The organism is Synechococcus sp. W60.3 (genome assembly GCF_047502615.1).
Lineage (GTDB): Bacteria > Cyanobacteriota > Cyanobacteriia > Thermostichales > Thermostichaceae > Thermostichus.
This window is the reverse complement of sequence record NZ_JANSHJ010000004.1, coordinates 63,419-75,956: the sequence shown is the minus strand read 5'-3', so window position 1 is coordinate 75,956 and position 12,538 is coordinate 63,419. Positions and strand designations below refer to the sequence as shown.

The 12,538-nt window shown below is 61.3% G+C and carries 10 protein-coding genes; 4 read left to right on the top strand and 6 right to left on the bottom strand.

The window, feature by feature from the left end; all coding sequences use genetic code 11:
• Positions 1-4: 4 nt before the first annotated feature.
• Together atpD and NW846_RS02535 are read right to left on the bottom strand one after the other, a co-directional pair.
• Positions 5-1,438, bottom strand: coding sequence for a F0F1 ATP synthase subunit beta (gene atpD, locus NW846_RS02540; protein WP_011429328.1), 1,434 nt, complete (start codon positions 1,436-1,438; stop codon positions 5-7).
• Positions 1,439-1,812: 374 nt separating this feature from the next.
• Positions 1,813-2,121, bottom strand: a complete 309-nt coding sequence (locus tag NW846_RS02535; RefSeq protein ID WP_414515219.1) for a gas vesicle protein GvpV — start codon at positions 2,119-2,121, stop codon at positions 1,813-1,815.
• 194 nt (positions 2,122-2,315) lie between these two features.
• Between NW846_RS02535 and NW846_RS02530 the strand changes: the two genes are divergently transcribed.
• A complete protein-coding gene (locus tag NW846_RS02530) occupies positions 2,316-2,810 on the top strand; it encodes a pentapeptide repeat-containing protein (protein ID WP_099812487.1) in 495 nt (164 codons plus the stop codon).
• Between the two features lie 7 nt (positions 2,811-2,817).
• Here the strand turns inward: NW846_RS02530 and NW846_RS02525 are convergent, their stop codons facing one another.
• A complete protein-coding gene (locus tag NW846_RS02525; protein WP_011429325.1) occupies positions 2,818-3,129 on the bottom strand; it encodes a hypothetical protein in 312 nt (103 codons plus the stop codon).
• Between the two features lie 195 nt (positions 3,130-3,324).
• Here NW846_RS02525 and NW846_RS02520 point away from each other — a divergent pair, with 195 nt between their 5' ends.
• From NW846_RS02520 to tenA, 3 genes are all read left to right on the top strand, one after another.
• Positions 3,325-4,056, top strand: a complete 732-nt coding sequence (locus NW846_RS02520; protein ID WP_011429323.1) for an aldehyde oxygenase (deformylating) — start codon at positions 3,325-3,327, stop codon at positions 4,054-4,056.
• 133 nt (positions 4,057-4,189) lie between these two features.
• The gene (locus tag NW846_RS02515) at positions 4,190-5,215 is read left to right on the top strand and encodes a long-chain acyl-[acyl-carrier-protein] reductase (RefSeq protein WP_011429322.1); all 1,026 of its coding nucleotides are present in this window, start codon (positions 4,190-4,192) and stop codon (positions 5,213-5,215) included.
• Positions 5,216-5,422: 207 nt separating this feature from the next.
• A complete protein-coding gene (gene tenA / locus NW846_RS02510) occupies positions 5,423-6,082 on the top strand; it encodes a thiaminase II (RefSeq protein ID WP_011429321.1) in 660 nt (219 codons plus the stop codon).
• A gap of 32 nt (positions 6,083-6,114) precedes the next feature.
• Here tenA and NW846_RS02505 read toward each other — a convergent pair whose 3' ends face one another.
• The 3 genes from NW846_RS02505 to NW846_RS02495 all read right to left on the bottom strand — a co-directional run bounded on the left by NW846_RS02505 (position 6,115) and on the right by NW846_RS02495 (position 12,494).
• Entirely contained in the window at positions 6,115-6,561 is a 447-nt protein-coding gene (locus NW846_RS02505) for a uracil-DNA glycosylase family protein (RefSeq protein WP_414346259.1), read from the bottom strand.
• A 51-nt stretch (positions 6,562-6,612) separates the two neighbouring features.
• Complete coding sequence (locus NW846_RS02500) at positions 6,613-10,521, bottom strand: DNA-directed RNA polymerase subunit beta' (RefSeq protein WP_414346256.1); 3,909 nt, start codon at positions 10,519-10,521, stop codon at positions 6,613-6,615.
• A gap of 89 nt (positions 10,522-10,610) precedes the next feature.
• Entirely contained in the window at positions 10,611-12,494 is a 1,884-nt protein-coding gene (locus NW846_RS02495) for a DNA-directed RNA polymerase subunit gamma (RefSeq protein ID WP_011429318.1), read from the bottom strand.
• Between the last annotated feature and the right edge of the window lie 44 nt (positions 12,495-12,538).

Below are 12,538 nucleotides of genomic sequence, written 5' to 3'. Positions count from 1 at the left end.
GGGATTACTTGGACTTGAGCTTCTCCGCCTTCTCGATGGCCTCCTCGATGGTGCCCACCAGATAGAAAGCCTGCTCCGGCAGATGATCCAGTTCTCCGGAGAGAATGCGCTGGAAGCCTTTGATGGTGTCCTCCAACTTCACGTACTTGCCAGGCGAGCCAGTGAAGACCTCGGCCACAAAGAACGGCTGCGACAGGAAGCGCTCGATGCGGCGGGCGCGGGCCACCACCAGCTTGTCCTCTTCCGACAGCTCGTCCAACCCCAGAATGGCGATAATATCCTGCAACTCTTTGTAGCGCTGCAGCGTTTGCTTCACCGCCTGAGCGGTGTTGTAGTGCTCCTCGCCCACAATGTCTGCCTGCAAGATGGTGGACGAAGAATCCAGGGGATCCACCGCCGGGTAGATGCCCTTGGCCGCCAGGCTGCGCGACAGCACCACCGTCGAATCCAGGTGGGCAAACGTCGTCGCCGGCGCCGGGTCCGTCAGGTCGTCGGCGGGCACGTACACCGCTTGCACCGACGTGATGGATCCCTGCTTGGTGGAGGTGATCCGCTCCTGCAGGTTGCCCATTTCCGTGGCCAAGGTGGGCTGGTAGCCTACCGCCGAGGGCATGCGGCCCAACAGCGCCGACACTTCCGAGCCAGCTTGCACAAAGCGAAAGATGTTATCGATAAACAGCAGCACATCCTGCTTGTTGACGTCGCGGAAGTACTCCGCCATCGTCAAGGCGGTCAGGCCCACCCGCATACGAGCGCCCGGCGGCTCGTTCATCTGGCCGTACACCAGCGCTACTTTGTCCAGCACCCCCGATTCTTTCATCTCGTTGTAGAGGTCGTTCCCCTCGCGGGTGCGCTCTCCCACGCCGGCAAACACCGATAGGCCGGAGTGCTCCTCGGCAATGTTGTGGATCAGCTCCTGGATGAGCACCGTCTTGCCGACGCCGGCGCCGCCAAACAGGCCCACCTTGCCACCTCTCTTGAAGGGGGCCAGCAGGTCGATCACCTTAATGCCGGTTTCAAAGGGCTCCGGTTTGACGGTCAGCTCCACAAAGGGCGGCGCGCTGCGGTGGATGGGGGCAAACTCCTTGGCTTGCACCGGCTCTCCTTGATCCACTGGCTCCCCCAGCACGTTGAAAATGCGACCCAGGGTAGCCTCGCCCACCGGCACGGTAATCGGGGCACCTGTATCCACCACTGGCATGCCCCGCACCAAGCCATCGGTAGAAGACATGGCCACGGCCCGCACGCGGTTATCCCCCAAAAGCTGCTGCACCTCAAAGGTGACTTTGACCTTCAATCCGCTTTCGGTCGTCGCCTCCACCTTGAGAGCGTTGTAGATTTCAGGCAGCTTGCCGCTGGGAAACTCGGCGTCGATCACAGGTCCAATGACCTGAGTGATGTAGCCAACGTTGGTCGCAGTAGCGGTGGCAGTAACCATGGTCGAGGCTCAGCTCCTTGTGTACTCAGTTGCAGTTATGGACTCAGCGATGCCGGATGGGAGTTTCAGAATGGGCCATGAGAAGATCTCGGACTGGGCGGCTGGATCCCGGTAGCAAAAGCCAACAGGTCTACCCCTGGACTTCGGTCTCGCGGCTCGGTTCTCTTCTGCCCAAGGGTACCGCTTCAAGGCCAATACAAAACCCTAGCTAATGTCTTAGGGGTTAGACTACTGGGTTTTTGAAGCGGTTGACTACCCATGCCGCCATACAAAAGGTACCACAAGGCCGTCCCAAAGGACAGAACGGGGCTCTAAACCCAGTTTTTTGCTCCTTTGGCAATGGCTTTGGCTTCCCCACTCGGCAGGGAACTGGCTCAGTACTCAAAGGTCATCGGCGGGAAACGGGAGGAGGAGAAGCGGCCAGTGCCCGGTTCTCGAGCAGCGGCGGGATCCCGAAAGCTCTCTGCCTCCTGCTGAGAACGCTGTAGCGCTTGTTCGATTTCCCGGAGCCTTGCTTGAATTTGCCCTTGCCGTTCCTGAATGAACTCCAATTCCTGGTTGAGCCGCTGCTTTTCCACAGTGAGCTGCTGCATCTCGGCATAGAGAGCCGATTCGGTTTTGCGGCGAGGGATCGAGCGTAACTTTGGGCGGGGCCGGGAGCGGGGCACGCGGGGCAAGCTCATAACAGAACAAATGGGATCCAGAGAAAAGGGCGTTGCGCCCATCCTAGCGCGCTCTCGCAGGCAAGAGGGCTGATGGCCTTGGCAGATGTTCGGATCTGGAGGCATGGCTGATAGGCGCCGCCTGGAGGATGTGCGCCCTTGGCGGCAACCCTGTTCCTCGGTAGGATCCGACTTGTCTAGGATGGGGAAAAGCAATGGTCGAAACCGCAGCGGAACTGTTGCAGCGCTATGGCAGCGGCGAGCGGGACTTCAGCAACAGCCAATTGGCCGAAGCTGACCTGGCCGGTGCCGACTTGGCCGGGATCGACCTGGGCGGAGCAACCCTCCAGCAGGCCAAACTGGCCGCTGCCAACCTGGAGCGGGCCTACTTGAGCGGCGCCGACCTCAGCCAAGCCGATCTGCAGGGATCCAACCTGCGCCTGGCCAATCTAGAAAAGGCCAAATTGCAGGGATCTCGATTGCAAGGGGCCAACCTGCGCGGCGCCAACCTGACCGCAGCCGACCTGAGTGGTGCCGATCTCAGCCAGGCAGACCTGGCGGGGGCCAACCTCAGCGGCGCCAACCTGAAAGGGGCCAACCTCAGCGGCTGTAAACTCAAGCTTGCCAACCTGCGGGGAGCCTGTTACGACACGGCCACTCACCTAGAAGCAGATGTCGCTCCCGCCGAGTTGGGCATGGTTTCCGCCTAGCCTGCGGCTAGTTGTCCTGAGGCTCCAGATCCAAGATCTCCTGGATCTCGGCATCGGTATAGCCCACCGCCCGCAGCTTCTCTGCCACCGCCTCGATCTCCTGCGCCGACAGATCGTGCTGGCGTACCCGATCCCAGAGATTGGCCACAATCTGCAGCAGCAAACGGCTGCTTTCCGCCTCGAACAGCTCAAAAGCCGTCGCCATCTCGATTGCCTGCAACACCTCCTCGGCGCTGCCAATCGGCTGATCGAGGGATTGTTCCTCCAGATCCACCAGCAACTGGCGCAGCTGATTCAGGCCCTCCCCAAGAGCAGACATACCCCCGGCTCCTCAACGGCACCTGAGCACTCACCCTAACAGGCTTGCCTCCCTGGGCAAAAGGGATCCGATGAATTCCGCACCACCTGAGGCTATTCTGAGTAGAGGAACAATTTAGTGGCAAGCGCCAGGATTGTTGAAGGGCCGGCGAAGCGGTTCACAACAATCTACAACTACAAAAGGAGATGCACGAGTATGGCCCCAGCGAACGTCCTGCCCAACACCCCCCCGTCCCCCACTGATGGGGGCGGCACTGCCCTAGACTACAGCAGCCCAAGGTATCGGCAGGCCTACTCCCGCATCAACGGTATTGTTATCGAAGGCGAACAAGAAGCCCACGACAACTACCTCAAGCTGGCCGAAATGCTGCCGGAAGCTGCAGAGGAGCTGCGCAAGCTGGCCAAGATGGAATTGCGCCACATGAAAGGCTTCCAGGCCTGCGGCAAAAACCTGCAGGTGGAACCCGATGTGGAGTTTGCCCGCGCCTTTTTCGCGCCCTTGCGGGACAATTTCCAAAGCGCCGCAGCAGCAGGGGATCTGGTCTCCTGTTTTGTCATTCAGTCTTTGATCATCGAGTGCTTTGCCATTGCCGCCTACAACATCTACATCCCGGTTGCCGATGACTTTGCCCGCAAGATCACCGAGGGGGTAGTTAAGGACGAGTATCTGCACCTCAATTTTGGGGAGCGCTGGCTGGGCGAGCACTTTGCCGAGGTTAAAGCCCAGATCGAAGCAGCCAACGCCCAAAATCTGCCTCTAGTTCGGCAGATGCTGCAGCAGGTAGAGGCGGATGTGGAAGCCATTTACATGGATCGCGAGGCCATTGTAGAAGACTTCATGATCGCCTACGGCGAGGCCCTGGCCAGCATCGGCTTCAACACCCGCGAGGTAATGCGCCTCTCGGCCCAGGGTCTGCGGGCCGCCTGACGCAACTCAACTCTGCCTGCCGATTGGTTTTCCGGCCTGGCTGGAACGCTCCCTACCCTCTCTGGGTGCGGACATGTTTTGATGGGATCCGGATGGAGCTCATAAAGTTAAGTATCGAAGTGAGTGAGCATCTATGTTCGGCCTGATCGGGCACCTGACCAGCCTGGCCCACGCAAAACGGGTGGCAGATAAGCTGGGGTATTCCGAATATGCGGAGAGCGACCTGGAATTTTGGTGCATGGCTCCGCCTCAGGTGGTGGACGAGATCGTGGTGACCAGCATCACGGGCCAAAAAATCTATGGCCAGTACGTCGAATCCTGTTTCCTGCCGGAAATGCTGGCGGGGGGACGGGTGAAGGCGGCCTGTCGCAAGATTTTGAATGCGATGGCCTTGGCGCAGCGGCGCGGCTTGAACATCACCACCCTGGGAGGATTTAGCAGCATTATTTTCGAGAATTTTCGCCTCGACACCCTCAGGCGGGTGCGCAACATCGACCTGGAAATTCGGCGTTTTACCACCGGCAACACCCACACGGCCTATATCATCTGTCAGCAATTGCAGGCGGCGGCCCAGCGCTACGCCATGGATTTGGCAGCTGCCACAGTTGCCGTGGTGGGGGCCACCGGCGATATCGGTAGTGCCATCTGCCAGTGGTTGGTAGCCCACACTTCCCCGGCCAAATTGCTGTTGATAGCCCGCGAGCGGCGACGCCTGGAAGAGCTGCAGGCCAAACTTAAAAAAGGGGAGGTCTGTTCCTTGGAAGAGGCCTTGCCCCGCGCCGATTTCATCGTCTGGGTGGCCAGCATGAGCCAAGGAGTGACCCTCGATCCTCAGGTGCTTCCGGATCCCTGCGTGATCATCGACGGTGGCTACCCGAAAAACATCGCCTCCAAGTTGCAGCGCAAGGGGCTGTACGTGATCGACGGCGGCATGGTGGAACACTCTCTCGATATCGAGTGGAATATTATGCAATTTTTGAATGTGGCCAACCCGGCCCGCCAGCTCTTCGCCTGCTTTGCCGAGGCGATGCTCCTGGAGTTCGAGGGCCTGTACACCAATTTTAGTTGGGGCCGCAACTTGATCACCCTAGAAAAGCTGGATTTAATCGGGCAACTGTCCCGCAAGCACGGCTTCCGTCCCCTTATGCCCGAAGCCTAGGTTTAGCTGGGCTGACCCCCTGAAAAGCGGTAACTGAGAGGAGGGGCAATCTGAGACAAGGAGATCCCCGCCCTAGCGGGGGTAGGGATCTGGAATCGAGATACTCACGTCCAACTTTCCGGCCACAGGGCACCCAAAGAGTTTCCCCCACACCCAGAGATCTCAATCAGTTGAAAAGAACCCCAGAAACGCCGCGAGAGAGCCACCATGTCTCAATCTTTTACCGCCCACCTCTGGCAGACGATCGAGCCCATCTACCAACAGATCTTGGATCACCCCTTTAACCAAGAGCTGGCCGCAGGCAGCCTCTCGCGGCAGCGCTTTCAGTTCTATCTGCAGCAGGATGCTCTTTATCTCACCGATTTTGCCCGCGCCCTTGCCTTGATCGGGGCCCGTTCCGAGGGGGCTGAGCGGGTGGTGAGTTTCTTGAACTTTGCCCTGGGGGCCATTGTGGCCGAGCGCAGCCTGCACGAGAGTTACTTTCGCCTCTACGACATCCAGCCGGAGACAACCTACGCTCCTGCCTGCTTCGCCTACACCCGTTTTCTATTGGCTGCGGCTGCCTTGGATCCCTACGAGGTGGCCATGGCCGCTGTGCTGCCCTGCTTCTGGATTTACCGTGAGGTGGGATCCGCCATTTACCGCACCGCCAAGCCCAACAATCCTTATCAACAATGGATCGACACCTATGCCGGGGAAGAATTTGCCCAGGTGGTGCAACAGGCCCTGGACATCACCGACTCCTTGGCTACGCAGACCACAGCGGCGACGCGGGAGAAGATGACGGCTGCTTTTGTCACCGCCTCTCGCCTGGAATGGCTGTTCTGGGACAGCGCCTACCGCCTGGAAACCTGGCAGCCCGCCTGATCCCCGCCGGGCCTGGCGGCTCAGCAAGGTCGTCATGGCCATGGCATGTGGTTATGGTCCAACGCCAAGATGACCCGCACCTGGGTCAACAGCTCCAGCTCTTGTCTCAGATAGCCCAGGCAGGTCTTGGCTTCTGCGGCGGTGGGGCGGTTCTGCGGCGGCGCGCAGCGCATCACGGCTGAGATGTAGCAATCCCGCAATTGCAGGCCATCTTCCCGGTGCAGAGAGATGGGTTGATTGGCAAACCTGGCCCGGCGCAGAGCGCGAAATAGCCAATCCCCGCTGGGATCCCCCGTAAACACCCGCCCGGTGCGGTTGCCCCCATGGGCTGCCGGCGCCAAGCCGATCACCCACAGCCGCGCCTGCACATCCCCAAACCCCGGCACCGGTCGGCCCCAGTAGAGCTGGTCACAAAAACGGGCCACCTTTTGCTGGGCAACCGCCTCTCGCAAGCCACCAGGCGGGGACAGCGGCGGCAAGCGACGATCTCAGCCTGTAGCGCCGCCCAGGGCTGGTGATCCGCCAATGCCTCACTCTTCTTCTCCCTCATCCTCCGTCGGCTCGTCAACGGGGGTGGAGTCGTCGATGAGCTGGTCGTCATCCAAGATCAGGCGAGGCGGCAGCTCTGGCAGCACAACAGGCTCCTCCTCTTCCTCCGGCTCCGGTTCTGGCGCCATCTCCTCGTAGGTGCTGAAGCCCGTGCCCGCCGGGATCAAGCGCCCGATGATCACGTTCTCCTTCAGGCCCCGCAGCCAGTCGGACTTGCCTTCGATGGCCGCCTCCGTCAGCACCCGCGTGGTCTCCTGGAAGCTGGCCGCCGAGATGAAGCTGTCGGTGTTCAAGCTGGCCTTGGTGATCCCCAGCAGAACGGGCGTGTACTTAGCCGGCGCCCCGCCGGTGATGGCCATGGTAGCGTTGGTCTGCTGGATTTCCCGCAGCTCCACCAGCTCGCCGGGCAACAGGACGGTGTCGCCGCTGTCGTCCACCCGCACCTTGGAGGTCATCTGGCGCACCACAATCTCGATGTGCTTGTCGGCAATCTCCACCCCTTGCGAGCGATAGACGTTCTGCACCTCGTTGACCAGGAAGCGCTGCACCTCCCGCAAGGCTAGCCGTGCCGCTTGGTCGTCGCCCAAGGTTTGGCGATGGTACTCAAAGTAGATCTCCAAGAGATCGTGGGGGTTGGCCGGGCCGTCGGTCAGCGGATCCCCCACCTGTACCGGCTGGCCATCGACCACGATCAGGTTTTGCCCCGGCATCACCGAATACTCGGTAACCGTACCATCGGCTTCGATGACCCGCAGATCCGGCTCTTCTCCTCGCCAGCTCAGTTGCACCGTGCCGGGCCGCTTGGCCAGAACACACATTTCCTTGGGCTTGCGGGCCTCCAACAGCTCCTCGATCCGCGGCAGACCCTGGATGATGTCCCCCGTCTTGGCCCGCTCAAACACCAGGAGGGCCAAAGAATCCCCCCGCTGCACCAGATCCCCATCCCGCACCTGCAGAATGGCACCCGCCGACACCAAATAAGGCCGCGCCAACCGCAACACCACTTGGCCATCGGCGATCTGCATCACTTGCCCCGACTCGGGGGCAGGGATCCCCGGCGCCAGCTCGTCGCCGGCCCGCACCAGCGCTCCCACCTCGACGCTGGCTTGGCCCGTCAGAGGCACCGTCAGCAGGTCGTCGTCGGTAACCACCAGAACCCGTCGCACCACCTCCGCGCCCTGGCGGATCCCCTGCACGATCCCGGCTTTTTTGGCCTGAATCTCGGTGCGGGCGATAACACCCCCCCTGCCGATACTGTCTCCTTCGCTCACCAACAGCCGCGTGTGGGTACTCCCCTGGGTTAGATCCGCCTCCACGTCTCGGCGCAGCAGCAGGGTTTCCAAGATCACCAGTTGCAGGCGACGGATACTGGGATCCTTCTCATCTTGGATCAGTTCAATATCGGCCTTCAGTTGCGGGGCGTCGGTATCGATCTCCAGCACCAGTTGTGTGCGCAGCAGTTCTACCGGCCCCACCGACTTCACCCGCTCCCCATCCTTGAAGGGAACGCGCTGCACCGCCCGCAGGCGAATGGAGCGGCCAGACTCGCTGGTAGACTCTTGGCTGGGCACCACCGGCCGGTCGGGGATCTCGTACTCGTACACCGGGCGCAGCAGCAGGCCTGGCCCTTCAGGCGTCTCCACCTGCTCCAGATAGACCAATCGGTCAGGGACGATGCTGCTGAGCAGCTTCTGGCCCGGCTGGATTAGCGTGCCGGTGGGTATTTCCAGGTCGGCGGGGTCGTCCACCAGATGCAGGGATCCGGGCTTGATGACGATCTCCCGCAGGATGTCGTTTTTCTGGATAACCTCGACGACGCCAGCATTTTGGCAGAAGATGTCCTTCACCACCTCGGTGCCGGCTTCTACGTACTGGCCATCCTCCACGTTCAACAGGGAGATGTCCTTGTTCACCTCGTGGGTCTCCTCCGGGATCCACAGCAAGGTGCCGCCCCGGATGACCTCATAGCCCTGCTTCGCCTTGCCCCGCCGGGCCACCTCGACACCGGCAAACTTCACCAGGCCGCCCGTCTGGGTGCGGAAATTGTTCTCGATCAGCTCCGCCACTACCTCGTCGTTGCCCACTTTGGTGCCCGGCGTGGCCTTGAGGACAAAGGTCTGGCCGCTGGCCGTATCCAGCAAAAATTGCTCCCGGCCCTGGTGGGATTCCACCCGCACCCGCGCCTCGTGCAACACCACCGCGGCGTTGATGATCTCCACTTCGCGCCCACTTTTGGTGTCGCTGCGCTCCGGCAGCCGCACGATGCCGCCGTGCTCGGTTACCAGCGAGGTCTCAGCGATCACATCCCCCGCCTGCACCCGATCCCCGTTTTTCACCACCGGCTCGGCCCCCGGCGGCAGGTTGTATACCTGGCCGGACATCACCCAGATCAACCCTTGCCGCTGCGCGGTGCAGGTGGTGTTGCCCTGGCGGTCGGTTTTCTCCTCGATGGGCAGATCGGCAAAGCGGATTTCCCCCGCCAAGTCGGCCACCACCTCCTTCTGGGCTTTCTCGGTGCTCTTGCGCACGGCCTTGGCTACAGTCACTTCCGCAATCAACTGATCCCGCTGCACCTGGGCCCCGTCCCGCACCAGCAGAGTGGATCCCTGCGTCATGTCGAAGACTTCCCGTTGTCCGTCTGGCCCTTCCAGGACAATTTGGTTGTTCGCTTCTAGCTGCAGGGCATCGTCGCCGTGGCGGGTGCGGAAGGGGCGGGTGCGCAGATTTTTCGGGAACCGCACCACGCCAGCAAAGGGGGCGCGAATTTGGCGGGCCACCTCCCCGGTAAACACACCTCCCGTGTGGAAGGTGCGCATGGTTAACTGGGTGCCCGGCTCCCCAATCGATTGAGCGGCGATGATCCCGACCGCCTCCCCCAGATCCACCAGCCGGGAGTGGGCCAGGCTCCAGCCATAGCACATCCGGCACACCGATCGGTTGGCCTCGCAGGTGAGGGGAGAACGCACCATCACCTGCCGGATGCCGGCCTCCACAATGGCCTTGGCCAAGTCGTGATCCACCTCTTGGTTGCGGCGGGCAAGGATCTCCTGGGTTTGCGGGTGCACCACATCCCGCGCCAGCACCCGGCCCACCAGGCGCTCCTCCAGCGACACCACCACCTTGTCCGCATCCAGCAGGGGTTCCAGCAGGATCCCTTGGTCGGTGCCGCAGTCGGATTCCCGCACGATCACATCCTGAGACACGTCCACCAAACGGCGGGTCAGGTAGCCAGAGTCGGCAGTGCGCAAAGCCGTGTCCACCAAGCCCTTGCGCGCCCCGTAGGAAGAGATGATGTATTCGGTAACCGTCAGGCCCTCGCGGAAATTGGTTTTAATCGGCAAGTCGATGATCTCCCCCTGCGGGTTGGCCATCAGGCCGCGCATGCCCACCAACTGCCGCACCTGCGAGACGTTCCCCCTCGCCCCCGAGTTGGCCATCATGTACACGGAGTTGAGGGGATCGTTCTGGCGGAAGTTGCTGAGCATCTCCTCCTTAATCTGGTCGTTGGTCTGGTTCCAGGTATCGATCACCTTTTGATAGCGCTCCACCTCGGTGATCTCGCCGCGGGTGTAGCGCTCCGTGGCCGCCTCGATCTCCGCTTCTGCCTGGGCCAACAACTGCCGCTTGCTGGGTGGAATGCGCAGATCCTCGATGCTGATGGAAACGGCAGCCTGGGTGGCGTATTTGAAGCCCAGGGCCTTCAGAGCATCCGCCATCTGAGCGGTGCGGGCGGTGCCGTAGCGAGCAAACGACCAGGCAATCAGATTGCGCAGCTCTTTTTTGCCGATTTGATAGTTGCGAAAGGGTACAGGGGGCGGCGGGGTCTTGGCCTTGGCGCCATCGGCGGCCTGCCGGACTAGACCGGCGGAAAAGCGTCCTTTTTCGCTCATAATGCCTCGGTGATAACTCTGACAGTTCTGGACAAGGGGGCAGGGATCCCAGCTACCCATCGACAAGGGCAACGTCCACAGGGGCAGCCTCAAGCAGACAAAATATCTTGCACCGTTTTGTTGAAGATGATCCGGCCCGCCGTGGTGCGAATGTATTGGCTGATCACGTTGCCGTCCCGATCCTCGCGGATGCGGCGGTAGTTGGTGATCTTGAGGCGGGTGCCGCCCGGCTCCTCGATAATCTGAGGCTCCGACTCTTTTTCCTCTTTGCCCAACTCCATCGGGCCGCTGTAGCGCACCCAGATTTTGCTGTGCAGGCCGATGACGCCGCGGTCGTAGGCGATGAGGGCGTCCTCCAGGCTGGCAAAATAACGATCGCCAAGGTCGGGGGCGTGGGGATTGTCCGCCGTCAGATAGTAGCACCCCAACACCATGTCTTGGCTGGGAGTAATAATCGGAGCGCCTGTGGCCGGGGAGAGGATGTTGTTGGTGGCCAACATCAGCAAGCGTGCCTCCGCCTGGGCTTCCAAGGAGAGAGGCACATGCACCGCCATCTGGTCGCCGTCGAAGTCGGCGTTGAAAGCCGGGCAGACCAAGGGGTGGAGCTGAATCGCCCTCCCCTCCACCAGGATCGGCTCAAAAGCCTGGATCCCGAGGCGGTGCAACGTTGGGGCACGGTTGAGCAAAACTGGGTGGCCGTCGATTACGTCCTCCAGCACGTCCCAAACCTGCGGGTCATTGCTCTGGATCAGCTTTTTGGCGGCTTTGATGTTGTTGACGATGCCCCGCTTGATCAACTTGTGGATCACAAAGGGCTGGAACAGCTCGATGGCCATCTCTTTGGGCAAGCCACACTGGTGCATGCGCAGGTTGGGCCCCACCACGATCACCGAACGCCCAGAGTAGTCCACCCGCTTGCCGAGCAGGTTTTGCCGGAAACGCCCCTGCTTGCCCTCAATGATATCGGAGAGGGACTTGAGGGGACGGTTGTTGGCCCCCACCACCATGCGCCCCCGCCGACCGTTGTCGATCAGGGCGTCCACCGCCTCCTGCAGCATACGCTTCTCGTTGCGCACGATGATCTCCGGCGCCATGATCTCCTGCAGCCGCGCCAGGCGGTTGTTGCGGTTGATCACCCGACGGTAGAGATCGTTGAGGTCGCTGGTGGCAAAGCGCCCCCCATCCAACTGCACCATCGGGCGCAGATCGGGCGGGATCACCGGCAGCACCCGCAGCACCATCCACTCTGGCCGGGCTCCCGTGGCGATGAAGTTGTCGATCACGCGCAGCCGCTTGATTAGGCGCGCCCGCTTCTGGCCGCGGGCGCTGGCGATCTCCTCCCGCAACTGCTCCGCCTCTTTTTCCAGGTCGATATCCTTGAGCAGGCGTTCGATGGCCTCCGCCCCGATCATGGCCCAGTTCTCCGGCAGTTGCAGCTCGGATCCCTCCTCGTACATCTGATCCTCGATCTCCAGGTATTGATCCTCGGTCAGCAACTGCTTGTAGGAGAGGTTGGGAGCGTTGCCCGGATCCACCACCACGTAGGCGTTGAAGTACACCACCTGCTCCACATCCCGCAGCGGCATGTCCAACAGCGTGGCGATGTGGCTGGGGATCCCTTTCAGGTACCAAACGTGGGTGACCGGGGCGGCCAGTTTGATGTAGCCCATACGATGGCGGCGCACCCGCGACTCGGTCACCTCCACCCCACAGCGCTCGCAGACAATGCCGCGATGCCGCACTCGCTTGTACTTGCCGCAGTGACACTCCCAGTCCTTAACCGGCCCGAAGATGCGCTCACAGAAGAGACCATCCATCTCCGGCTTGAGGGTTCGGTAGTTGATGGTCTCCGGCTTGGTGACTTCTCCCACCACTTGGCCGTTGGGCAGGGTGCGCTGGCCCCACTCTATAATCCGCTCCGGAGAAGCCAGCCCAATCTTGACATAGTCAAAGCGTTGCTCCGTTTTGGCCATTGCCGTTGTTCTCCTGACTTGCTGCCCTAGCAACTACAAAGGAA